The organism is Streptomyces sp. NPDC093591, from assembly GCF_044764885.1.
Classification (GTDB): Bacteria; Actinomycetota; Actinomycetes; order Streptomycetales; family Streptomycetaceae; genus Streptomyces.
Genome location: NZ_JBIWIY010000017.1, coordinates 261,366 through 285,335, shown reverse-complemented (window position 1 = coordinate 285,335; position 23,970 = coordinate 261,366). Strand labels below are relative to the sequence as shown.

General features: G+C 68.6%; 19 protein-coding genes, 1 rRNA gene, 2 pseudogenes and 1 riboswitch. Of the genes and pseudogenes, 18 read left to right on the top strand and 4 right to left on the bottom strand.

What is annotated here, in order from left to right; all coding sequences use genetic code 11:
• The 11 genes from rrf to ACIREI_RS32990 form a co-directional block, all read left to right on the top strand.
• Positions 1-95, top strand: a 5S ribosomal RNA gene (gene rrf, locus ACIREI_RS33040); the annotation flags it as partial.
• 109 nt (positions 96-204) lie between these two features.
• Positions 205-813: a CDP-alcohol phosphatidyltransferase family protein gene (locus ACIREI_RS33035; protein WP_403340671.1), complete on the top strand. Its 609-nt coding sequence runs from the start codon at positions 205-207 to the stop codon at positions 811-813.
• Positions 814-927: 114 nt separating this feature from the next.
• On the top strand, positions 928-3,423 hold the full coding sequence (locus ACIREI_RS33030) for a sugar phosphate nucleotidyltransferase (protein ID WP_403340668.1): 2,496 nt from the start codon (positions 928-930) through the stop codon (positions 3,421-3,423).
• A 96-nt stretch (positions 3,424-3,519) separates the two neighbouring features.
• On the top strand, positions 3,520-4,431 hold the full coding sequence (locus ACIREI_RS33025; RefSeq protein WP_403340665.1) for a DUF881 domain-containing protein: 912 nt from the start codon (positions 3,520-3,522) through the stop codon (positions 4,429-4,431).
• Positions 4,428-4,760: a small basic family protein gene (locus ACIREI_RS33020; protein WP_003988855.1), complete on the top strand. Its 333-nt coding sequence runs from the start codon at positions 4,428-4,430 to the stop codon at positions 4,758-4,760. Before ACIREI_RS33025 ends, ACIREI_RS33020 begins: the two co-directional genes overlap by 4 nt.
• A gap of 5 nt (positions 4,761-4,765) precedes the next feature.
• Positions 4,766-5,614 (top strand): DUF881 domain-containing protein, encoded by an 849-nt coding sequence (locus tag ACIREI_RS33015; protein ID WP_403340662.1) that lies wholly within the window; start codon positions 4,766-4,768, stop codon positions 5,612-5,614.
• 61 nt (positions 5,615-5,675) lie between these two features.
• Positions 5,676-6,581: an FHA domain-containing protein gene (locus ACIREI_RS33010; RefSeq protein ID WP_403340659.1), complete on the top strand. Its 906-nt coding sequence runs from the start codon at positions 5,676-5,678 to the stop codon at positions 6,579-6,581.
• A 41-nt stretch (positions 6,582-6,622) separates the two neighbouring features.
• Positions 6,623-7,360 carry a MerR family transcriptional regulator gene (locus ACIREI_RS33005; protein WP_403340656.1) on the top strand — a complete coding sequence of 246 codons (738 nt, stop codon included), beginning with the start codon at positions 6,623-6,625 and terminating at the stop codon, positions 7,358-7,360.
• 85 nt (positions 7,361-7,445) lie between these two features.
• Complete coding sequence (locus ACIREI_RS33000) at positions 7,446-7,919, top strand: bifunctional nuclease family protein (RefSeq protein ID WP_004002801.1); 474 nt, start codon at positions 7,446-7,448, stop codon at positions 7,917-7,919.
• Between the two features lie 264 nt (positions 7,920-8,183).
• Positions 8,184-8,843, top strand: a complete 660-nt coding sequence (locus tag ACIREI_RS32995) for a MerR family transcriptional regulator (RefSeq protein ID WP_403340653.1) — start codon at positions 8,184-8,186, stop codon at positions 8,841-8,843.
• Between the two features lie 130 nt (positions 8,844-8,973).
• Entirely contained in the window at positions 8,974-10,446 is a 1,473-nt protein-coding gene (locus ACIREI_RS32990; RefSeq protein ID WP_403340650.1) for a DNA polymerase IV, read from the top strand.
• Between the two features lie 970 nt (positions 10,447-11,416).
• Here ACIREI_RS32990 and ACIREI_RS32985 read toward each other — a convergent pair.
• Entirely contained in the window at positions 11,417-11,824 is a 408-nt protein-coding gene (locus ACIREI_RS32985; protein WP_403340647.1) for a PRC-barrel domain-containing protein, read from the bottom strand.
• 114 nt (positions 11,825-11,938) lie between these two features.
• A riboswitch (glycine riboswitch) is annotated at positions 11,939-12,035 on the top strand.
• A gap of 178 nt (positions 12,036-12,213) precedes the next feature.
• On the opposite strand from ACIREI_RS32985, the gene gcvP reads away from it, so the two are divergent.
• Entirely contained in the window at positions 12,214-15,099 is a 2,886-nt protein-coding gene (gene gcvP / locus ACIREI_RS32980) for an aminomethyl-transferring glycine dehydrogenase (protein WP_403340645.1), read from the top strand.
• 66 nt (positions 15,100-15,165) lie between these two features.
• Here gcvP and ACIREI_RS32975 read toward each other — a convergent pair whose 3' ends face one another.
• From ACIREI_RS32975 to ACIREI_RS32965, 3 genes are all read right to left on the bottom strand, one after another.
• Positions 15,166-15,585: a molybdopterin-binding protein gene (locus ACIREI_RS32975; RefSeq protein ID WP_403340642.1), complete on the bottom strand. Its 420-nt coding sequence runs from the start codon at positions 15,583-15,585 to the stop codon at positions 15,166-15,168.
• Positions 15,586-15,665: 80 nt separating this feature from the next.
• Entirely contained in the window at positions 15,666-16,118 is a 453-nt protein-coding gene (locus ACIREI_RS32970; protein WP_403340705.1) for a hypothetical protein, read from the bottom strand.
• 176 nt (positions 16,119-16,294) lie between these two features.
• On the bottom strand, positions 16,295-18,250 hold the full coding sequence (locus ACIREI_RS32965) for an amino acid transporter (protein ID WP_403340639.1): 1,956 nt from the start codon (positions 18,248-18,250) through the stop codon (positions 16,295-16,297).
• Between the two features lie 491 nt (positions 18,251-18,741).
• Here ACIREI_RS32965 and ACIREI_RS32960 point away from each other — a divergent pair.
• The 6 genes and pseudogenes from ACIREI_RS32960 to ACIREI_RS32935 all read left to right on the top strand — a co-directional run.
• Positions 18,742-19,203 (top strand): annotated as a pseudogene (locus ACIREI_RS32960) (potassium-transporting ATPase subunit C); the annotation flags it as partial.
• Positions 19,204-19,206: 3 nt separating this feature from the next.
• Positions 19,207-19,890 carry a response regulator gene (locus tag ACIREI_RS32955; protein ID WP_403340636.1) on the top strand — a complete coding sequence of 228 codons (684 nt, stop codon included), beginning with the start codon at positions 19,207-19,209 and terminating at the stop codon, positions 19,888-19,890.
• Between the two features lie 2 nt (positions 19,891-19,892).
• Positions 19,893-20,402: pseudogene (locus ACIREI_RS32950) on the top strand (histidine kinase); the annotation flags it as partial.
• Between the two features lie 316 nt (positions 20,403-20,718).
• Positions 20,719-21,054 carry an SAV_915 family protein gene (locus ACIREI_RS32945; RefSeq protein ID WP_403340633.1) on the top strand — a complete coding sequence of 112 codons (336 nt, stop codon included), beginning with the start codon at positions 20,719-20,721 and terminating at the stop codon, positions 21,052-21,054.
• A 12-nt stretch (positions 21,055-21,066) separates the two neighbouring features.
• Positions 21,067-22,398 carry a diaminopimelate decarboxylase gene (lysA, locus tag ACIREI_RS32940; protein WP_403340630.1) on the top strand — a complete coding sequence of 444 codons (1,332 nt, stop codon included), beginning with the start codon at positions 21,067-21,069 and terminating at the stop codon, positions 22,396-22,398.
• Positions 22,399-22,670: 272 nt separating this feature from the next.
• A complete protein-coding gene (locus ACIREI_RS32935; RefSeq protein ID WP_403340627.1) occupies positions 22,671-23,966 on the top strand; it encodes an extracellular solute-binding protein in 1,296 nt (431 codons plus the stop codon).
• Positions 23,967-23,970: the final 4 nt, after the last annotated feature.

Genomic DNA, 23,970 nt, shown 5'->3' with positions numbered 1-23,970 from the left:
AAACGCCCGGTTACATTCCGAACCCGGAAGCTAAGCCTTACAGCGCCGATGGTACTGCAGGGGGGACCCTGTGGGAGAGTAGGACGCCGCCGAACTCCTTGTAGAGCTCTGGCTCTTGGGCATGCAGCCCGAGAGCCAGAGCTTTTTTGCGTTGAGGTAGGGTCAGGGGGCATCGTAGGTACGTTTCCCACAGGAGGCCCCCGGGTGGAGGTCCAGGAGACCCGTGTTCAGACGGACCGGGTACTCACCATCCCCAACATCCTCAGCATGGCGCGGCTCGTTGGGGTGCCGCTGTTCCTGTGGCTGATTCTCAGGCCTGAGTTCGGTGGGCCCAAGAGTGACGGCTGGGCGCTTCTGGTGCTGGCTCTGAGCGGCGTCAGTGACTACCTGGACGGCAAGCTCGCGCGACGTTGGAACCAGATCAGCAGCCTCGGCCGGCTTCTCGATCCGGCGGCCGATCGGCTCTACATTCTCTCGACTTTGGTCGGTCTCACCTGGCGGGAGATTCTGCCTGTCTGGTTGACCACTGTACTTTTGGCCCGAGAACTGGTTCTGCTGGTGATGGTGGGCATCCTCCGGCGGCATGGCTATCCGCCGCCCCAGGTGAACTTCCTGGGGAAGGCGGCTACGTTCAACCTGATGTATGCCTTCCCGCTGTTGCTGCTCAGTGACGGAAGTAGCTGGATCGCGTCACTCGCTGCTATTTTCGGATGGGCGTTCGCCGGATGGGGTACAACGCTGTACTGGTGGGCAGGAGTCCTCTACGTGGTACAGGTCCGCCGCCTGGTCCGTGCGGACGCCATGGCCGATTGAACTCGCGGATTGAAACGGGCGTAGCTGCTCGATGGCCCGCGGCGGAAAAGTGCGGGACAATCTGATGGGTGAAGTCGGCTAGACCGTCGTCTCTTAGAGGAGGACGCTTCCGACATGAAGGCCGTCGTGATGGCCGGAGGCGAAGGCACACGCCTTCGCCCCATGACCTCGAGCATGCCCAAGCCGCTCCTGCCGGTGGCCAACCGGCCGATCATGGAGCACGTTCTGCGGCTGCTCAAAAGGCATGGGCTGAGTGAGACCGTCGTTACCGTTCAGTTTCTGGCCTCGTTGGTCAAGAACTACTTCGGTGATGGTGAAGAGCTCGGAATGGAGCTCAGCTATGCCAATGAGGAGAAGCCACTCGGTACCGCCGGAAGCGTCAAGAACGCCGAAGAGGCGTTGAAGGACGATGCCTTCCTCGTCATCTCCGGTGATGCCCTGACCGACTTCGACCTCACTGAGCTCATCAACTTCCACAAGGAAAAAGGCGCGCTGGTCACTGTGTGTCTGACGCGTGTGCCCAATCCATTGGAATTCGGCATCACCATTGTCGACGAGGAGGGCCGGGTCGAGCGCTTCCTCGAGAAGCCGACCTGGGGGCAGGTCTTCTCGGACACCGTGAACACCGGCATCTATGTCATGGAGCCCGAGGTCTTCGACTATGTCGAGGCAGACGTGCCCGTGGACTGGTCCGGTGATGTCTTCCCGCAGTTGATGAAGGAAGGCAAGCCGATCTATGGGTATGTCGCGGAGGGCTACTGGGAGGACGTCGGTACTCACGAGAGCTATGTGAAGGCGCAGGCCGACGTCCTGGAAGGCAAGGTCGACGTCGAGATCGACGGCTTCGAGATCTCGCCGGGTGTGTGGGTGGCGGAAGGTGCCGAGGTGCATCCCGACGCCGTTCTCCGGGGGCCTCTGTACATCGGGGACTACGCCAAGGTCGAGGCTGGTGCGGAAATCCGGGAGCACACCGTCGTCGGCTCGAACGTCGTTGTGAAGAGCGGTGCCTTTCTGCACAAGGCTGTCGTGCACGACAACGTGTACATCGGGCAGCACAGCAATCTGCGTGGTTGTGTCGTCGGGAAGAACACCGACATCATGCGTGCCGCCCGGATCGAGGACGGGGCGGTCATCGGTGACGAGTGTCTGATCGGTGAAGAATCGATCGTCCAGGGCAATGTGCGTGTCTATCCGTTCAAGACCATCGAGGCCGGCGCCTTCGTCAACACCTCGGTGATCTGGGAGTCGAGGGGCCAGGCGCATCTCTTCGGCGCTCGTGGCGTCTCCGGGATCCTGAACGTGGAGATCACGCCCGAGCTCGCCGTTCGCCTCGCCGGCGCCTATGCGACGACCCTGAAGAAGGGCTCCACCGTCACCACGGCCCGCGACCACTCCCGTGGTGCCCGGGCGCTCAAGCGGGCGGTCATCTCCGCGCTGCAGGCCAGCGCCATCGACGTACGAGATCTGGAGAACGTACCGCTGCCCGTGGCGCGGCAGCAGACCGCGCGGGGCAGTGCGGGCGGGATCATGATCCGGACGACGCCCGGGGTTCCCGATTCCGTGGACATCATGTTCTTCGACGGGCAGGGCGCCGACCTGTCGCAGGGCAGTCAGCGGAAGCTGGACCGGGTCTTCGCGCGGCAGGAGTACCGGCGTGCGTTCCCGGGCGAGATCGGGGACCTGTATTTCCCTGCCAGTGTCTTCGACTCCTACACCGGGTCGTTGCTGCGCAACGTCGACACGACCGGGATTTCGGAGTCCGGGCTGAAGGTCGTCGTGGACGCGTCCAACGGCAGCGCCGGGCTTGTACTGCCCAGCCTGCTCGGAAAGCTCGGTGTGGACTCGCTGACCATCAACCCCGGTCTCGACGAGTCCAGGCCCACGGAGTCGGCGGATGCGCGGCGGTCGGGCTTGGTGCGGCTGGGCGAGATCGTGGCGTCCGCACGGGCGGCGTTCGGAGTGCGGTTCGATCCCGTCGGTGAGCGGCTGTCGCTGGTCGACGAGAAGGGGCGGATCGTCGAGGACGACCGGGCCCTGCTCGTCATGCTCGATCTCGTGGCCGCGGAGCGGCGCAGCGGGCGCGTGGCGCTGCCGGTGACCACCACGCGGATCGCCGAGCAGGTGGCGGCTTATCACGGGACTCAGGTGGAGTGGACGACCACGTCGCCGGATGATCTGACCCGGGTCGGTGGTGATGACACGACGATCTTCGGCGGGGACGGCAGGGGCGGCTTCATCGTCCCTGAGTTCAGCAGCGTCTTCGACGGTACGGCGGCCTTCGTACGGCTGATCGGGCTGGTGGCGCGGACGCAGCTCACGCTCAGCCAGATCGACGCGCGGATTCCGCGGGCGCATGTCATCAAGCGAGATCTTGCGACTCCTTGGGCCGTCAAGGGACTGGTCATGCGGCGGGTCGTGGAGGCGGCCGGGAATCGCTTCGTCGACACGACCGACGGCGTTCGGGTCGTGGAGACCGACGGGCGTTGGGTGATGGTGCTGCCCGACCCGGCCGAGGCGGTCACCCATCTGTGGGCCGAAGGCCCGGACGACGCGTCCGCGCAGGCCCTGCTCGACGAGTGGGCGGCGGTCGTGGACAGCGCCGGCCGCTAGGCGCCAGTACGCGCGTGCGTGCCGGACAGGCGTCCCCGGGGACCTGTCCGGCACGCCGGTGGGGCCATTCGGAGGTATTGGTCGCGACGTGCGACGATGTGCGGCATGCCGCAGCCCCCCGTTCGGAGCACACCCACGCGCCCCTCGCGCCCGGACGCGTCCATGTCGCTGCTCACCAACGTCATGGATCACAGTCTCGACGACGGGTACGCCGAGGCCGCTGCCAGGAAGAAGGCGGCGGGCGACGGGGGCCTGCCCAAGACATTGAGGGCGAAGCTCGGTCTTGCCGCCGGACTGGTGCTCGCGGCGCTCGTGGTGACCGTGGGAGCGGCGCAGGCGCGGGTCGCGGCGCCCGTCATGGCCAAGGAGCGCGAGGAACTGATCGACCGCATCGACCGTGAGACCGCGGCGGCGGACAAGCTGGAGGACACCGTCGACAAGCTGCGCGACGATGTGAGCGCGCGGCAGCGCGAGGCGCTGAAGACGACCGGCGACAGTGACCAGGCGGAGCTCGTGGGCATCTTGGCGGGCGCTGTCGAGGTGCACGGGCCCGGTGTGAAGCTGGTCGTGAACGACGCCAAGGAAGCAAGCACGGGCGGCGACGGCGAACCGCGCGGGACGTCCGGGTTCTCCGACACCGGACGGGTGCGCGACCGGGACATGCAGCGTGTGGTCAACGGGCTGTGGGAGTCGGGCGCCGAGGCCGTCTCGATCAACGGGCAGCGCCTGACCGCCCTGTCGGCGATCAGGGCCGCGGGTGACGCGATACTGGTCGACAACAAGCCGCTGGTTCCGCCGTACACGGTGCTCGCGGTGGGGGACGGGGAGCGGCTCAGCACCAGGTTCCAGGACAGCGCCGACGGGCTGTATCTGCACGCCCTGCAGGAGAACTTCGGGGTCAGGACCAGCATTTCCGTGCAGGACGACCTCCGCCTGCCCGCCGCACCGAGTGTGATCGTACGTACAGCACAGCCGAACACCGAGAAAACCGAGAAGGGCACATCGTGATCGCCGTACTGGGCCTCGTCGTGGGAGTCGTGGCCGGCCTGTTGGTCCGGCCCGAGGTTCCGGCGGTTGTCGAGCCTTACTTGCCGATCGCCGTCGTGGCGGCTCTCGACGCCGTCTTCGGAGGCCTGCGGGCCATGCTCGACGGGATCTTCGACGACAAGGTCTTCGTCGTGTCGTTCCTGTCCAATGTGGTCGTGGCCGCGCTGATCGTGTTCCTGGGCGACAAGTTGGGCGTGGGTGCCCAGCTGTCCACCGGCGTCGTCGTCGTGCTCGGCATCCGCATCTTCTCGAACGCCGCGGCCATTCGCCGGCACGTGTTCCGGGCGTGAGGCCGATGAGCAAGCACGACGAGACGCCCGAGAACCGGTTGCGCAAGGAACTGCCCGAAGAGGTGCCTGCCGCCAACGCGTCGTCCGGCGTGTCCGAGGCCGCAGACGCCCCTGAAGAGCAGGGGAGCGGGCTCACCGGGCGGCAACGGCTGGCGAAGGGACTGTGGCCGCCGCGTGTGACCCGGGCCCAACTCATCGTCGCCCTGCTGCTGTTCGGCCTCGGCTTCGGTCTGGCCGTCCAGGTCGCCTCCAACAGCGACGGTGACAGCGCCCTGCGAGGCGCACGTCAGGAAGATCTGGTTCGCATCCTCGATGAACTGGATGACCGTACTCAGCGTCTTGAGGACGAGAAGCAAGGTCTCGAGAAGCAGCGCGACGAACTGGAGAACAGTTCGAACCAGGCCGAGGAGGCCCGCAAGCAGACGGTCGAGAAGGAGAGGCAACTCGGCATCCTGGCGGGCACGGTGGCCGCGCAGGGACCCGGAATCACGATGACCATCGACGACACGAAGGGGACGGTCGAGGCGGACATGTTGCTCGACGCGATCCAGGAGTTGCGCGCGGCCGGTGCGGAGGCGATCCAGGTGAACGGCGTACGCGTTGTCGCGGACACCTATCTGACAGATTCCGGCAACAGCGTGAGCGTCGACGGGAACAAGATCAACGCGCCCTATCGTTTCAAGGTCATCGGCAAACCGCAGGATCTCGAACCAGCGCTCAACATCCCTGGAGGCGTGGTGCAGACTCTCGAGAAGGAGCAGGCCACCGTGACCATCGAGCGGTCGGACAAGATCGTCGTGGACGCCTTGCGAGCGGCGAAGCGGCCTGACTACGCTCGGTCGTCCTCCCAGTGAACCGGGGGTGCATGGGGGACATCCGGCGAGGGCATGAGGTTGCGGGGGGTCGGCGCACCGAATGGGTGGTGCGTGGTGGAAACTGTCTGGTGGAGACGGACGTTGTGAGGGTGTCCGGGTCTTTCGGAGAGTGCAGTCAGGGTTCGTCCTGCCCCACGGGCGGGTCTGTTTCGGTCAAGGGGAATCGCCCGTGAAGTTGTTTGCGAAGTTGTTCGGCAAGAGCGCGCGAGAGGGCAGGGACAATGCCACTGCTCGTCATCGCGCACAGGGGGACGAGGAAGGCCAGCGCCCGCTGTTCAGGGACCAGGTGCCTGGGCCGGGCGGCGACATTCCCGGTGGTCAGGGCGCGCCGTCAGTTGACCCTGCCCAGTCCGGCGGCATAGGTTTCGGGCAACCGTCAACCTCAAGTACGGGTGGAGGGTTTTCCCCGATGTCGGCCCTGGTGTGTACGAGGTGCGGTAACCGCAACGCGGAGAACAGCCGCTTCTGTTCCAACTGCGGCGCGCCGCTGCGGGCCGGTGCGGCCGCCGAGCGCCCGTCCGAGACGACCTCCACGATCTCCATTTCAGGCCTTGAGGCCTACGACGCCGAGGCCACCGGCCAGACGCAGATCCCGGCGCTGTCTCCCGAGGCCCAGGCGGCCGTCGACGCGCTGCCGCTGGGTTCCGCGCTTCTGGTGGTGCGCCGCGGGCCGAACTCGGGCAGCCGCTTCCTCCTGGACAGCGATCTGACGACGGCCGGGCGGCACCCGCAGAGCGACATCTTCCTGGACGACGTGACGGTCTCGCGTCGGCACGTGGAGTTCCGTCGCAGCCCGGACGGCTCGTTCACGGTGGCCGACGTCGGCAGTCTGAACGGCACGTACGTCAACCGTGAGCGGATCGACCAGGTCGCTCTGAACAACGGCGACGAGGTCCAGATCGGCAAGTACCGTCTGGTGTTCTACGCGAGCCAGCGGGGCTACTGACCCTCCCCCGGAGCCCGTCCGGGGAGACCCAGGGAAGGTCCATGCTGAAATCACCGAGCGGCGGTGCCGGGCACGGCATCGCCGCCACGGACGGTCGGCTGATGAGCATCGGCACGGTGTTGAACGTGCTGCGCGAGGAATTCCCTGACATCACCATCTCCAAGATCCGTTTTCTGGAGTCGGAGGGCCTCGTCGAGCCTCAGCGGACCCCCTCGGGGTACCGCCAGTTCAGCGCGCAGGACGTCGAGCGGCTCGGACACGTTCTGCGGATGCAGCGGGACCACTATCTGCCGCTCAAGGTGATCCGTGAGCACCTGGATGCCATGGAGCGTGGGGAGGCCGTACCGCTGCCGCCTCTGGGCCGTCAGCGGGACGGTGAAGCAGTCCTGGAGCCGGGCGAGAGGCGCACGGCGGCCCGGATCGGGCGGGACCAACTGCTCGCCGCCGCCGAGATCGGTGAGCAGGAGCTCGAGGAGTGGGAGTCGTACGGGCTGATCACTCCGCTGCCGGACGGGGCGTACGACGCGGAGGCGGTCACCGTGGCCTCGCTCGTCGCCGAGCTGGGGCGCTTCGGGATCGAGCCGAGGCATCTGCGGGTGATGAAGGGCGCCGCCGACCGGGAGGCCGGGCTTGTGGACCAGGTCGTGGCCCCGCTGAGGCGGCACCGCAATCCGCAGACCAGGGCACACGCCGAGGCGCGTGCGAAGGAGCTGGCGGGGCTCACGGTGAAGCTGCACGCCGCGCTGGTGCAGACCGCTCTCGGGGTACGGCTGCCCTGAGCGCGCCTACCCGAGGAAGGCCGGATCGGCCACCCGTTCTCGGCCCGACTACCCAAACGTCCCGAGCACGGCCTAGGGTTGCTGTGTGAACGAGCTCGATGTCGTAGGTGTCCGGGTCGAAATGCCCTCCAACCAACCGATCGTGCTCCTGCGCGAAGTGGGAGGCGACCGCTACCTCCCCATCTGGATCGGGCCGGGGGAGGCGACGGCCATCGCCTTCGCCCAGCAGGGCATGGCCCCCGCGCGACCGCTGACCCACGACCTGTTCAAGGACGTGCTGGAGGCCGTCGGCCAGGAGCTCACCGAGGTACGCATCACGGACCTGCGTGAGGGCGTCTTCTACGCCGAGCTGGTCTTCGCCAGCGGCGTCGAGGTGAGCGCCCGCCCGTCCGATGCCATAGCGCTGGCCCTGCGCACCGGGACGCCGATCTACGGCAGTGACGGGGTGCTCGACGACGCGGGCATCGCGATCCCGGACGAGCAGGAGGACGAGGTGGAGAAGTTCCGCGAGTTCCTCGATCAGATCTCGCCCGAGGACTTCGGCACCAGCAGTCAGTGAGGCAGGTGGGCGGCGGCCGGCGGGCTCGCGGTCCGTGGTGGTGCGGCCCACAGTCGGTTACGGCTCAAATGCCGGTATTTGCCAGCGGCGAGCGCGAGCGTCCTACGCCCTGCTCCGAGCGCATTCGGCTAGCCTTTCCCCGCGGTGGGGTACGGGAAACCACTCCTAGGGTGATTATCACTCGGCGTGCCGAGTGTGGCGATCGTTGACGCACCCCTGGTGACTGCCTACCGTCGAGAAGGCAGGTCAAGGACGGAGGTCGGCGTGAGAAGCAGCGGCGACGGTACGGCTGGGGGTGCCCCCGGACGCGGTTTCGGGGCGAGCGGCCCGTACCCGCTTCAGAGCCCGCTTCAGGGCAGCGCGGCCGATCACGCTACGCAGCGACCGACGGCCGTGCCGAGCAGCGGCGGAGGGGCGGCGTCCATGGAGACCGAGCAGATCGGCTACCGCGGTCCGACGGCGTGTGCGGCCGCCGGCATCACGTACCGGCAACTGGACTACTGGGCGCGGACCGGCCTCGTCGAGCCGAGCGTGCGGCCCGCGTACGGGTCGGGGACCCAGCGGCTCTACAGCTTCCGGGACGTCGTCGTACTGAAGATCGTCAAGCGGTTCCTCGACACCGGTGTGTCGCTGCAGAACATCCGTACCGCCGTGCAGCATCTGCGGGAGCGGGGCTTTTGTGATCTGGAGCGCATGACGCTGATGAGCGACGGTGCGACGGTGTACGAGTGCACCTCGCCGGACGAGGTCCACGCGCTGCTCCAGGGTGGGCAGGGGATCTTCGGGATCGCCGTGGGTGTGGTGTGGCGGGACGTCGAGGCTGCCTTGTCGCAGCTGCACGGGGAGCGGATCGACACCGGGGAGACGCTGGTCGGGCACAATCCGGCCGACGAGCTGGCTCGGCGGCGTAACCGGGCCGGCTGAGCGGTCCTTGTGGCCTTTGGCCTTCGCCGGGGTGCCTCGCGGGGGCGTGGCGGGTGGGGCGAGCTCCGGCGGGTCGCGGCCAGGCGGTCGTAGCAGGGCATTGTCAGTGGCGTGAGGCAGCATCGTAGATGTGAGGAAAGCGCCTACGATCCTGCATCTCGACATGGATGCCTTCTACGCCTCGGTGGAGCAGGCATCCAAGCCGAGCCTGCGCGGGAAGGCCGTGATCGTGGGCGGGCTCGGGCCGCGGGGAGTCGTGGCCACCGCGTCCTATGAGGCGCGGGTGTTCGGGGTTCATTCGGCGATGCCCATGGCCCAGGCACGTCGGCTGGCGCCGAATGCCGCGTATCTCGTGCCGCGCTTCGGGATCTACCGTGACATCAGCGAGCAGGTGATGGCGCTGCTGAGGGAGCTGTCGCCGCTGGTGGAGCCGCTGAGCCTGGACGAGGCCTTCGTGGATCTGGAGGCCGGGGGAGCGGCCTGGGACGAGGGATCGGCGCGGCTGGTGGGGGCGAGGCTGCGCGCCGACATACGGGCGGTCACCGGGCTCGCGGGGTCGGTGGGTCTGGCCGCGTCCAAGATGCTGGCGAAGATCGCCTCGGAGCAGGCCAAGCCCGATGGGCTGGTGGTGATCGAGCCGGGGACCGAGCGGACGTTGCTCGGGCCGATGTCCGTGCGGACGCTGCCGGGGGTGGGCCCGGCGACGGGGGATCATCTGCGGCGTGCCGGGATCCACACGGTCGAGGAGATCGCCGAGGCGGGTGAGGACGAGCTCGTTCGGCTGCTGGGCAAGGCTCATGGGCAGGCCCTGTACGCCATGGCGCTGGCCCACGACGAGCGGCCGGTGGTGGCGGAGCGGGAGGCCAAGTCGGTGTCGGTCGAGGACACGTATGACGTGGACATTCACGACCGGGTTCGGGTGGGGTTGGAGGTGCAGCGGCTTGCCGATCGTTGTGTGCGGCGGTTGCGGGGGGCGGGGTTGTCCGGGCGGACCATCGTGCTGAAGGTGCGGCGGTACGACTTCTCCACGTTGACCCGTTCCGAGACGCTGCGTGGGCCCACGGATGATCCGGCGGTGGTGCGGGAGGCTGCGGCGCGGCTGCTGGACTCCGTGGATACGACGGGGGGTGTGCGGCTGCTGGGGGTTGGGGTCAGTGGGTTGGCCGACTACACGCAGGAGGATCTGTTCGCGCAGGCCGCGGGGGAGCTGGTTGAGCATTCCGACGAGGAGGGCGACGGCCATGAGGAGCCTGCGGAGGAGCGGCAGGCTGTGCCTGTCGAACGGCGGTGGCCTGCGGGGCACGATGTGCGGCATGCCGAGTACGGGCATGGATGGGTGCAGGGGAGTGGGCTTGGGCGGGTGACTGTGCGGTTTGAGACGCCTGAGTCGTCGGAGCCGGGGCGGGTGCGGACGTTTCGGGTTGATGATCCGGGGTTGGAGGCGGCGGATCCGTTGCCGTTGGTGCGGAGGAGACCTGGAGGGGGTGGGGGTGGCAGTGAGGGTGAGGAGTCTGGGGCCGGTGGGGTTTTAGAGGCGGGGGACTGCGAATTGCCGGAGAGGGACGGTGGGGGCGTGGGGGAGGCGTCTGTGGCGTCTGGATAGGAGGGGGCGGGGTTGGAGCTGTCGTGCGGTTGCATGGCTGGCGTGGGTCGGCTTGGGGGCGCCGCCGTGGGGGTGGGGGACGCTTGCCCGCGTTGGCGGGGTGCCGCTGCGCCCACCCGTGCCGCCCCAGCGGCACGACTGCCCGCAGCTGGGGGCGCTGAGCGGCGGTGTCTGCTGCAGTCGCGTGCTGGTTGCGGGGGTGGGCGGTCGGAGCGTCGCGGCGCTCGCTGATATGGCTGGCGGGGTAGGGCGGTTCGTCGTGTGGTTGTGTCGGCAGTGTGACCGCTGGAGAGGGTCCCTTTTGCGGGGCGGGCGCAGCTGGGCGCCGTCCTGTAGGGGCTGTGCGAGGCTGCGCACGCTTGGGCCGGCCGTCCTGGTCGATGACGTCTCGCGGCAGGTCAAGGCCGGACTGGCGGCCGATCCAGTCGCCCTCTACCCACAGTTCGCCGCCGCCTGACGGCCCCTGACTGCCGCCCCTGATCACACCGGCAGGAGGCGCGCCACCAGCGGCTGAGGTGCCGGGCGGTGCGGCGCTCGTGCATCTCGACCAGCTACGCAAGTGTGGCAGGCCGTCCTGTAGGGGCGTCGCGGCGGGTACGCACGCCGCGGGCCGACCGGTAGGCGCATCCGTGGCTACGGACTGCTGGGACGGCGCGTTCTGCGGGGGCGTCGGCAACTGCTTACGTTGGGCGGCTCGTGCTGGAGGCGCCTCGCAGCCGTGTGCGTCGGCAGGCTGTAGCTGCGCAGGCTGGGCGGCGTGTCCTGTACGGGTGGGGCCTCGGCAGCTGTATGCGTTGGCGGACTGTAGCTGCGCTGGCTGGGACGGTGCGTCCTGTAGGGGGACGTGGGTAGGGGCGCTCCGGCGGTGCGCGGCCTTGGGGTGTCCGCAGTTGTGTCAGTCGGCGGTCTGTTCTGCGGTGGGGCTGTGGGGTGGTTCGTGGGGACAGGTGCCTGGTGTGGTCGGGTGTGATCAGGGGTGGGGGTGGCTTGTTCGGGGGCCGTTGTCTTCTGGGGTTTCCGTGCCGGCCAAGTTGCCGAAGTCTCGGTCCGGGGGTGGGGCGGGAGGGGTCACGTCGAGGCCGTAGTGGTGGTAGAGCTGGAGTTCCTGTTCGGGGGAGAGGTGGCGGCCCACGCCGAAGTCGGGGGCGTCCTTGATCAGGGCTCGGTCGAAGGGGACATGGAGGCTGCCCTCGAGCATTTCGCTGGGCTCCAGAGGGACGAAGGCGTCCCGGGAGAACAGGCCTGTGCGTATCGCGGCCCACTCCGGCACTCCGGTCGCGTCGTCGAGATAGACCTCGTCGATGGTGCCGATCTTGGTGCCGTTGCGGTCGAAGGCCTTGCGGCCGATCAGGTTGCGCGGATCGATGTCGGTCTGCACGGGCCCTCCACTTGGTCGCAACTCATCCGTAAGCACTACGAAAAGGCACTTTGGTGAGCGCGGCCACTCGAAGGTTCGTGCGTTGACCCCGCTGGTACGCTTGCTAGCGGCTGCTGACCCCGTGCGGGAGAGTCCTCCGGACACCATCCGGAGGCGCCGAAGGAGCAAATCCTCCCCGGAATCTCTCAGGCACACGTACCGCACGGACGAGGTCACTCTGGAAAGCAGGGCGGGTGTCGACGGCTTCCGCTCTCACCGACGGTGAAAGCCGGGAGCCCCTGTGGCGATCCCGGTGAAGCTCTCAGGTTGAGATGACAGAGGGGGAGGCCGTCCGGGTACCCGTGCCGTGGTGCCCCTCGAAGGTCGTGTCAGACCAGGAGGCCTCCGTAATGACCGCCCATCGCATTCCGCTCTCCGAGCTCGAACAGGGGATCCCTTTCGAGCAGCGTCATATCGGTCCTGATCATGAGGCTCGGGCCAAGATGCTGGCCCACATCGGGTATGGCTCGCTCGATGAGCTCACCGCCGCCGCGGTGCCGGATGTGATCAAGAACGCCGACTCCCTTGATCTGCCGGGAGCGCGTACCGAGGCCGAGGTGCTCGCCGAGCTGCGGTCGCTCGCCGATCGCAACCAGGTGCTGGACTCGATGATCGGGCTCGGGTACTACGGGACCTTCACGCCGCCGGTCATTCTGCGGAACGTCATGGAGAATCCGGCTTGGTACACCGCTTACACGCCGTATCAGCCCGAGATCTCGCAGGGGCGGCTCGAGGCGCTGCTCAACTTCCAGACCATGGTCGCCGAGCTCACCGGGCTGCCGACCTCCGGTGCCTCGCTGCTCGACGAGGGGACGGCGGCCGCGGAGGCCGTGGCCCTGTCCCGGCGCATGGGGAAGAACAAGAAGGGGCTGTTCCTGGTCGACGCGGACGTGCTGCCGCAGACCGTCGCCGTGATCGAGACCCGGGCCGAGCCGGCCGGCGTGGAGGTCGTCGTCGCCGACCTCAGTGGCGGAATTCCGGCCGACATCGCCGCCCGTGAGATCAACGGCGTGCTCCTTCAGTACCCGGGCGCCTCCGGTGTCGTACGGGACATCAAGCCCGTCATCGAGCAGGCCCATGAGCTTGGTGCCCTCGTCACCGTCGCCGCCGACCTGCTCGCGCTGACGCTGCTGAAGTCGCCCGGTGAGCTCGGGGCGGACATCGCGGTCGGGACGACGCAGCGGTTCGGTGTGCCGATGGGCTTCGGCGGGCCCCACGCCGGCTACATGGCCGTACACGAGAAGTTCGCGCGCAGCCTGCCGGGGCGGCTCGTGGGTGTGTCCGTGGACGCGGACGGGAACAAGGCGTACCGGCTGGCTCTGCAGACGCGTGAGCAGCACATCCGGCGTGAGAAGGCGACCAGCAACATCTGCACCGCTCAGGTGCTGCTCGCCGTGATGGCCGGGATGTACGCCGTGTATCACGGACCCGAGGGGCTGAAGGGCATCGCCCGGCGGACGCATCGGTACGCCTCCGTCCTCGCCGCCGGTCTCACGGCGGGTGGGGTCGAGGTCGTGCATGGCTCCTACTTCGACACGCTGACCGTGCGCGTGCCCGCGAAGGCCGCCGAGATCGTCGCCGCCGCCCGGCAGAACGGCGTCAACCTGCACCTCGTCGACGCCGACCACGTCTCCGTCGCTTGCGACGAGACCACCACGCGGGCCCAACTCGGCGCCGTATGGACGGCGTTCGGGGTCGAGGGGGACATCGAGGCGCTGGACGCGGTGACCGAGGACGCGCTTGCGGGCGGGCTGCTGCGTGGCGACGACTACCTCACGCACCCCGTCTTCCACCAGAACCGCTCCGAGACCGCGATGCTGCGCTACCTGCGCAGGCTCGCCGACCGCGACTACGCGCTGGACCGCGGCATGATCCCGCTCGGGTCCTGCACCATGAAGCTCAACGCCACGACCGAGATGGAGCCGGTCACCTGGCCGGAGTTCGGGCAGCTGCACCCCTTCGCGCCGGCCGAGCAGGCGCAGGGCTATCTGACCCTCATCCGTGAGCTGGAGGAACGTCTCGCCGAGGTCACCGGCTACGACAAGGTGTCGCTGCAGCCCAACGCGGGGTCGCAGGGCGAGCTGGCCGGGCTGCTCGCGGTACGCGGGTACCACCGGGCCAACGGGGACGAGCAGCGGACCGTGTGTCTGATTCCGTCCTCCGCCCATGGGACCAATGCCGCCAGCGCCGTCATGGCCGGCATGAAGGTCGTCGTCGTGAAGACCGCCGAGGACGGTGAGATCGACGTCGAGGACCTGCGGGCCAAGATCGAACAGTACCGGGACGAGCTGTCGGTGCTGATGATCACGTACCCGTCGACGCACGGTGTGTTCGAGGAGCATGTCGCCGACATCTGCGCGCAGGTGCACGAGGCCGGTGGGCAGGTGTACGTCGACGGTGCCAACCTCAACGCCCTGGTGGGGCTTGCCAAGCCCGGGCACTTCGGCGGTGACGTCTCGCACCTGAACCTGCACAAGACCTTCTGCATCCCGCATGGCGGTGGTGGCCCGGGGGTCGGGCCCGTGGGTGTGCGTGCGCATCTGGCGCCGTATCTGCCGAACCACCCGTTGCAGCCCGCGGCCGGTCCGGAGACGGGCGTCGGACCGATCTCCGCCGCGCCCTGGGGGTCCGCCGGGATCCTGCCGATCTCGTGGGCGTACGTCCGGCTCATGGGCGGCGAGGGACTCAAGCGGGCCACACAGGTGGCCGTGCTGTCCGCCAACTACATCGCCAAGCGGCTGGAGCCGCACTACCCGGTGCTCTACACCGGGCCCGGCGGACTCGTCGCGCACGAGTGCATCATCGACCTGCGGCCGCTCACCAAGGCGACCGGTGTCAGCGTCGACGACGTGGCCAAGCGGCTCATCGACTACGGCTTCCACGCGCCGACGATGTCGTTCCCGGTGGCCGGGACGCTGATGATCGAGCCGACCGAGTCCGAGGATCTGATCGAACTCGACCGGTTCTGCGACGCGATGATCGCCATCCGTGCGGAGATTGAGAAGGTCGGGTCGGGTGAGTGGCCCGCCGACGACAACCCCCTGCGGAACGCGCCGCACACCGCCGGGGCGCTGGGCGGGGAGTGGGAGCACGCCTACAGCCGTGAGGAGGCCGTGTTCCCGGCGGGGGTCGCGGCCGCCGACAAGTACTGGCCGCCGGTGCGCCGGATCGACCAGGCCTTCGGCGACCGGAACCTCGTGTGCTCCTGCCCGCCGCTGGACGCGTACGAGGGCTGACGCAGGGGCGCAGGTGAAGGAAGGGCTCCGCCCTGGCCGTACCGGGCCGGGCGGAGCCCTTCCGCGTCACGCCGTCGCCAGGGCCACTTCGGTCGCCTTGATGAGCGCGACGACCGGGGCTCCGGGGGAGAGGGCGAGGTCGGTGGTGGCGTCCCTGGTGATGACCGCGGTCAGGGCTCCGCCCTCCACGGCGATCTTGACCGACGCCATCGCGCCGCCCGTGGCGATGCCGGTGATCGTGCCGGGAAGCCGGTTGCGGATGGACAGGCCGTCGATCGGGGCCGTGGCGAGGGCGATCTCGGTCGCTTTCACGAGGGCGTTCACGGCGGTGCCTTCGGCCAGGCCGAGGTCCTCGACGGCCTCCCGGGTGATCGCCGCCGTGAGGTCCTGGCCGCCGGCGAGGCGGAGCTTGACCGTTGCCATGACCTCGCCGGGGGTGATGGCGGTGATCGTGCCGGGGAGCTGGTTGCGGATGGTCAGGGTCATGGAGGACGCCTCGCATGGGGTGGGGTAGGGGTTTGTCATTGGTTGAGGCTTTTGGGTCGTTCCCTACCGTAGTGCGGGGATCAGGAGATCCCCGACGCCTTGAGGACCGCTTGCGTCGTCGCGTCGTCGATCTGATGCCCCAGCCGCTCCAGTACGTCCGCGCCCTCGCGCAGCGTCCCGCGTTGGCGTGAGCGGCGTACCCCGGTGTCCACCTCGTGCCACAGCAGCGGGTTGGCGACGAGGATCCGCGGGTCCAGTTCCAGGCGGCGGCCGTCCGTGTCGCACAGGGTCAGATGCGCCGAGATGTCGCCGTACTGCCGTACCGTCACCAGCGCGTCCGTGCGCACCGCCTGCCGTCGTACGAGCCCCCGTACCGCCAGCCATCCCGGGCCCGCGGTCACGCGCTGCGGGAGCAGGATCGTGAAGACCACGGCCGTCAGCACCAGCCACAGCAGGGCACGGGGCGGGGTCAGGGTCTGCGCGTCGAAGTCGACCAGCAGGGCCATGCCGAGGAAGGCCAGAGCGCAGCCCATGGCGAAGCGAGCGTTGACACGCCAGTGGCGGTCGCCGGTCGGGGCCGGACGCGGTCTGCTTCCTCCGGACGGCACGGTGCAGACGGTAGGGGCCCTGGCGCCGGAACGGCCGCCGTTGACGGTGGTCTGACGCCTTACGGTGCAACCTTGACGCGATCCTGATGGCCGCGGCCGTTTCAGCCGGTGTGCACCCGGGGCCTGCGGTCCCGGTCCGGCTCCGCCTCGCGCAGCACCTCGCGGGTGACCGGGGCGACCTCGCCCTGGCCGAAGAGGAAGAAGCGCAGGAAGTTCGCGAAGGGGTTTCCCTCGGTCCACTCGAAGTAGACGTGCGGGATGCGGCCGGTCGTGTCGCGGACGTGCAGGAGCAGTGCGGCCAGGGCGTTGGAGACGGACGATGATTCCAGGGTCAGGACGCGGTAGCGGTTGTGCAGGACTTCGCCGCGTACGGTCAGGCCGGACTCGAACTCGGACGGGTCGGTGACCGTCACCTCGACGAAGACGAAGTCCTCCTGGTCGGGGATGTCGTTGTCCGCCCGGATCTGCTCGATCTTGTCGCGGTACTCGGCGGTGTCCCGCCGGTCGGGCTCATTGGCGATGAACCGGATCTTGCGGCTGGCCATGTCCCGGATGAAACGTTCCGCCATGTCGTCGAGCGCCACGTCGGTCACGCGCAGTTCGAAGGCGCGGGCCAGCCGGGACAGGAGCGAGACCACGATGATGCCGGCGATGAAGCAGGCGCCGATCTTCACACCGTCGGGGCGCTCGATGACGTTCATGACGGTCGTGTAGAGGAACACCGCCGAGATGACCGCGAAGGCGAGGAACCATGTGCGCTGACCGGCCTTGTGGGCCGCGATCGTCACGGCGATCGCGGCGGAGCTGATCAGGACCAGCACGCCTGTGGCGTACGCGCCGCCCTGGGCGTCGACGTCGGCGTCGAAGATCCAGGTGACCAGGAAGGCGATGAGCGTGAAGACGATGACCATCGGGCGCACCGCGCGTGCCCAGTGCGGGGCCATGCCGTAGCGGGGCAGATAGCGGGGCATCAGGTTGAGCAGGCCGGCCATGGCGGAGGCGCCGGCGAACCACAGGATGGCGATCGTCGAGACGTCGTAGATCGTGCCGAAGGCACCGCCGAGGTACTCGTGTGCGAGGAACGCCAGCGCGCGGCCGTTGGCCTGGCCGCCCGACTCGAACTCCTTCTCGGGGATGAGGAGTGTGGTGATGAAGCTCGTGGTGATCAGGAAGCAGCTCATGATCAGGGCGGCGGTGGTGAGCAGCTTCTTCGTGTCCCGAATCCGGCCCGTCGGCCGTTCCTCGGTGTCGGCCGGGTCGCCCTTGACGTGGGGCATCACGGCGACGCCGGTCTCGAAGCCGGAGAGGCCGAGGGCGAGCTTGGGGAAGACGACCAGGGCGACGCCGATCATGACGAAGACGTTGCCGTGTTCGGCCGTGAGGGCGCTGGACCAGTCGGCGACGACGTGCCCCTCGGTGAGGACGTGGTACAGGCCGACGACCACGACGACGGCGTTCAGTGCGAGGTAGATGCCGACGAGGGCGACCGCGACGCCGATCGCCTCAAGGAAGCCCTTGAGGAAGACCGCGCCGAGCAGGGCCACGAGAATGAGGGTGATCAGCATCTGCTGGTCGTGCAGGGCGCTGTTCAGGTGCGGGTTCTCGACCAGGTGGGTCGAGGCGTCGGCCGCCGACAGGGTGATGGTGATCAGGAAGTCGGTGGCGGCGAAGCCGAGCAGGGTCAGGACGAACAGCTTGCCCTTCCAGAAGGTCAGGAGCCGTTCCAGCATCGCGATCGAGCCCTCGCCGTGGGGGCTCTCCTCGGCCACGCGGCGGTAGACCGGCAGGGCGCCCGCCAGGGTGACCACGACCAGGACGATGGTCGCGATCGGGGAGAGCAGGCCGGCGGCGAGCGCGGCGATGCCCGGCTGGTAACCGAGGGTCGAGAAGTAGTCGACGCCGGTGAGGCACATGACGCGGTACCAGGGCTGGCCCTTGTGCTCGGGTTCGGGTTCGGGCCGCTCCGCCTGTCGGCCATGCCCCTTGCCCATGTCGGACAGGCCCTCCAGCATCCAGGCGCGCAGGCGACTGGGCGGGGGGTGTTCGGTGGTGGCCATCGGCGTGCTCCTGATGTGCGGCGTGCGGATCCGGCCATCACGCGGACGGCGGCACCAGCGTAAACAGAGAGTGACGCATGGGCCCACGGATCAGGGGGCTGTGGGCGTCAAGCTTCCGTTAAGACTCGCCGTGTCGGCGTCGGCGCACCTCAAGAGTCGAGCTCCGGGGCTGTTCGGGCACCGGATGGGCCGGACGGGGGCTGCGCGGCTGTCTTGTGACGGCGGACACGCAGCGTCATGGTGCGGCGCTTCAGCGCTCTGCTGCTGGACGGACGGTGCCCGCGCCCGCACGGGGGAGCGAGACCTGTCAGGGAGAACACCCACTCTCCTGCAGGCCCCACCGCGCCGTGGACCGCGGACACGCCCGGCGCCGGAGTGGATGGTGTCCTCGGCCTCGCCGCAGTCGGGCGTATGAGTCCCGTCAAAGCCGCGCAGCGCGCCGTAAGGGACGCGTCAATGGCGGTCGATCGCGGGTATCGACGCTGTTTTTCGTCGGTTCCTCGCTGATCGGTCAACAGGGCTGCAGCCTGGACTACTTCCAGCCCCGCCCGGCCAACGGACTGGGGGAGAACTCGGTCAACATCCAGTACGAGCTGATCCTGTCCGGCGCCACGAACCGCTCCGGGGACAACCCGGAGCTGATCAAGTGGGTGACCGAGGCGAAGGCCAAAGTCGTCAAGGAGAACTCCACCGACGACTACCAGGTCGAGCCGGCCGACGTGCCCGCCGACGCCGTGACGTCCTCCGCCTCCGGACTCGACCCGGACATCTCCCCGCAGTAGGCCGACCTCCAGATCCACCGGGTCGCCGAGAGGAACGGTCTGTCCGTCGCCCAGGTGCGCAAGCTGGTCGACGCGCACACCGAGGGACGCACACTCGGCTTCATGGGGGAGCCCCGGGTGAATGTCCTGGAGCTCAACATCGCGCTCAAGGACCTGGTCAGGGGCGCCTGACCGATGACCCGGGTGCTGGTCGTGGAAGACGACCCCCAGCTGGTACGAGCACTCGTGATCAACATGCAGGCACGCCGGTACGGAGTGGACGCGGCGCCCGACGGCACCACGGCCCTCCGGCTGGCGGCCGCGCGTCAGCCGGACGTGGTGATGCTCGACCTCGGCCTGCCCGACATGGACGGGGTCGACGTCATCAGGGCCCTGCGCGGCTGGTCCCGTATGCCGATCCTGGTGCTGTCGGCCCGTCAGGCATCCGGCGAGAAGGTGGCCGCACTCGACGCGGGAGCCGACGACTACGTCACCAAGCCCTTCAGCATGGACGAGCTCATGGCCCGGTTGCGGGCCGCCGTCCGGCGTACCGAGGACGCATCCCGCGTCCCCGCGACGGCGCGGGTGGAGACAGACGCGTTCACCATCGACCTGCTGGCCAAGAAGGCCGTACGGGTCGGCCGCGACGTACGCCTCACCCCGGCCGAGTGGCATCTGCTGGAGATCCTGGTGACCAACCCCGGTCGCCTCGTCCCGCAGAAGTACCTGCTCCAGGAGGTCTGGGGCATGTCCCGGAGCGGCAAGACCAACTACCTGCGGGTCTACATGGCCCAACTGCGCCGAAAACTCGAGGCGGACCCCTCACACCCCCGCTATCTCATCACCGAACCCGGCATGGGTTACCGCTTCGAAGGGTGAACATGGCACGCGGCAGGCTTCGGATCTACCTCGGCGCGGCACCCGGCGTCGGCAAGACGTACGCGATGCTGTCCGAGGCGTACCGGCGGATCGAGCGCGGCACCGACTGCGTGGTCGCGTTCGTGGAGCACCACCATCGGCCGCGTACCGAGGTGATGCTGCACGGTCTGGAGCAGATACGGCGCAAGGAGCTGGAGTACCGGGGCACCTCCTTCACGGAGATGGACATCGACGCCGTCCTGGCCCGCGGTCCCCGAGTGGCGCTGGTGGACGAGCTGGCCCACACCAACATCCCCTGCTCGCGCAACGCCAAGCGCTGGCAGGACGTGGAGGAACTGCTGGCCGCCGGCATCGACGTGATCTCCACGGTCAACATCCGGCATCTGGAGTCCCTGGGGGACGTGGTGGAGTCGATCACCGGCGTCCGGCAGCAGGAGACCGTGCCGGACGAGGTGATACGCCGTGCCGACCAGGTCGAGCTGGTCGACATGGAGCCACAGGCGCTGCGGCGGGGTAGCGGCCGGCTTCTCCAAGGTTATTGACGGTGCTTCACGGTGCTTCACGGTGCTCCGTCCGCGCCCGCGAGCGGTTTCTGTCGGACCCGTCCCCGGCCGACCGGGCTGTGTGTCAGCGAGCCGTCAGCATCCGACCGATCGCCGTCAGCATCGCGTCAGGGCCCGTCCGAAACCCCGGTCGACGGGCATAGCGTCAGTGGCAAGCCCCGGTCGCCTCCCCGCGTCCGGGGCTGCCGGACTACTCGTCCGGTCCACCTCCCCCGAACCCCCTTCGATCTCGCCCGATCCACGCGGATCCATCCGGAGGCACCCCATGCCAGCCATCCTGTCCGACGAAGACCCGGAGTCCTCTGATCGGTTCCCGGCCGGACCTCTGTACGTTCCGGTCCGGTCGGGACCATCGGGGTGGGTGACGCGCCTCTTCCGCACAGCTCTCGGCGACCGTACGGCCGTCGCCTTCACCTCCGAACGCCAGTTGATCGCCACGCTCGGCCCGGGCCAGGCGTGGATCGCGCTCGCCGAGCCCGCGCTGCGCGCCCTGACGGCACCGCTCGGTGTCACCACCCTCACGCTGGATCCCCAGTTCACGGCACCGGCTCCCGCGCCGGTCGAGTCCGTCGTCCCTGTTCCCGCCTTGCGGCTCGGCTGAGGGGACCACACCATGACCACCCTCCACGAACCCGCGATCCCCTCCGGCGCCGACGCCCTGTCCGTGTGGCCCGCCTCCACGGCCGAGCCCCGGCCGGGCGCCCTCTCCGTCGGCGGCGTACCCCTGGCCGAGGTCGCCGATCGCTTCGGCACTCCCGTCTACGTCCTGGACGAGGCCGAGGTGCGTGAACGCTGCCGTACGTACCGGCACGTCTTCCCCGCCGCCGAAGTCCTGTACGCGGCCAAGGCGTTCCTGTGCCGGGCGATGGTCCACTGGATGGACGAGGAGGGACTCGGACTCGACGTCTGCTCGGCCGGCGAACTCGAACTCGCGGTCACCACCGGATTCCCGCCGGACAGGATCGTGCTGCACGGCAACGCCAAGTCCCCGCACGACCTGGAGACCGCCCTGCGTCTCGGGGTCGGCCGTATCGTCATCGACGGCCCGTCGGAGATCGCCCGGCTGGCCGCGGCGGTCGGGACCGGCGGCCACCAGAAGGTGATGGTCCGCGTCGTGCCCGGCATCAGCGCCGGCGGGCACGAGAAGATCCGCACCGGCACCGAGGACCAGAAGTTCGGTCTGTCCATCGCCGACGGGTACGCGCAGCACGCCATCGCCCGCATCCTCGACCAGCCCCAGCTTCAACTGACCGGCCTGCACTGCCACTTGGGCTCACAGATCACCAGCGTGAAGCCCTATCTGGCCGCCGTACGGCGCATGGTGGGCCTCATGGCCCGCCTGTACGAGCAGCACGGCCTGGCCCTGCCCGAACTCGACCTGGGCGGCGGCCACGGCATCGCCTACCGGCCCGGTGAGCCGGCCTTGGACCTGCCCCTGCTGGCCCGCAGGGTGCGTGCGGAGCTGATCGAGGGGTGCACGGCAGCGGGGCTCACTGTGCCGCGCCTCATCATCGAACCCGGGCGGGCGATAGCGGGCCCGGCGGGGATCGCGCTCTACCGCGTCCTCGCCGTCAAGCGCACCGGCTCGCATACGTACGTCGCCGTCGACGGCGGCATGAGCGACAACCCCCGGCCTGCCCTGTACGGCGTCCGGTACGCGCCCCGACTCGTGGGCCGGCACAGCACCGCCGCGCCGACGCCGGTGACCGTGGTGGGCCGTCACTGCGAGGCGGGCGACGTCGTCGCCGATGTCGACCTGCCCGCCGACGTCCGTCCCGGAGACCTGCTCGCCGTCCCGGCCGCCGGGGCCTACCACCTGTCCATGGCCTCCGGCTACAACCTGGTCGGCCGCCCGCCGGTGGCCGCCGTGGCCGACGGCCACGCCCGGCTGCTGATCCGCCGCGAGTCCTTGGACGACATCCGCAGCCGCGACGTCGGCCTGTAGGTCCGGCGCTCTCGTCCCGCCCCTGCATCCCACGCCGTAAGGTTCGTCCAGCAAGCCGAATGTTTCGAGATGGGCTGTGCGTCCATGCGAACCGTAACCCCTGCCAGCCACCACAGTCACAGTCGGCGGAAGATTCACCGCGTACAAGGGGTTGCCACCGTTTGGCAGCTGTCTCTAGGGTGCGGCAACGACGCAGCTTTCTGGATCAACTCCGAAACTTTCGATCCAGTGGACGGCCGTGGACGGGCCGTCCCGTACCCAAGGAGTGCATGATGGGCGACCCGGGACTGTCCCGCCGCGGCTTCCTCGCCACCTCCGCCGTGGCCGGTCTGAGCATGACGGCACTGAGCGGTTGCGGCGGCGACGCGGACGGAGGGTCGTCGGACGGGACGACCACCATCGAATGGTGGAACATCTCCACCGCCGAGCCGACGAGGGGCGTCTGGGCGGCGCTGGCCAAGAAGTTCGAGGCCCAGAACCCCAAGGTGAAGATAAAGATCGTCCAGCTGGAGAACGAAGCCTACAAATCCAAGCTGACCGCACTGATCGCCTCGGGGAAGCTGCCCGACATCTTCCACACCTGGGGCGGCGGCGTGCTCAAGCAGCAGGTCGACGCCGGACTCGTCGAGGACCTCACCGACCGGACGAAGGCATTCGCCGACGGCCTGCTGCCGGTCGCCAAGGAGCCGTACATCCTCGACGAGAAGGTGTACGGCATCCCGTTCGACATGGGCATGATCGGTTTCTGGTACAACAAGGCGCTCTTCAAGGACGCGGGCATCACCGAGCCGCCGACCACCTGGAGCGGCTTCCTCGACGCCGTGCGCGAACTGAAGGCGAAGGGCACCACCCCGCTGGCCCTGGCGGGCAAGGAGAAGTGGCCCGGCATGTACTACTGGGCCTACCTCGCGATGCGCACCGCCGGCGCTTCAGCCCTGCAGAAGGCCTACGACGACAAGGACTTCACCGGCGACGCCTTCGTCCAGGCCGGACAGCACCTCCAGGAGCTCGTCGACCTCCAGCCGTTCCAGAAGGGCTTCCTCGGCGCCGCCTACAACACACCCACGGGCCAGGCCGCGACCGTCGGCAACGGCAAGGCGGCGATGGAACTCATGGGCCAGTGGGCGCCCGTCGTCCAGGCGGACGCCGGCAAGGGCCTCGGTGACGACCTCGGCTTCTTCCCGTTCCCCGCGGTCGAGGGCGGCAAGGGTGCGATCACCGAGGTGTTCGGCGGGGGCGGCGGACATGCCCTGCGCACCGGAGCCCCGCAGGCCGCCGTCGACTTCCTCGAGTTCTTCGCCTCGGAGGCCACCGACCGGGAACTGGTCGCCAAGACCGGCATCCTCCCGGTCGTGCCGGCGGCCGAGAGCGCCATCAAGGACCCCAACATCAAGGCCGTACAGGCCCAGTTGAAGGCCGCCACCGGCTTCCAGCTCTATCTCGACCAGTCGTACGCGCCCGCCGTCGGCCAGGAGGTCAACGACAGCGTCGCCGCGCTCATCGCCGGGTCCAGGTCCCCCCAGCAGGTCACCGAGTCGATCACGCGGGCCACGAAGGAAGAGCAGTAGCCGG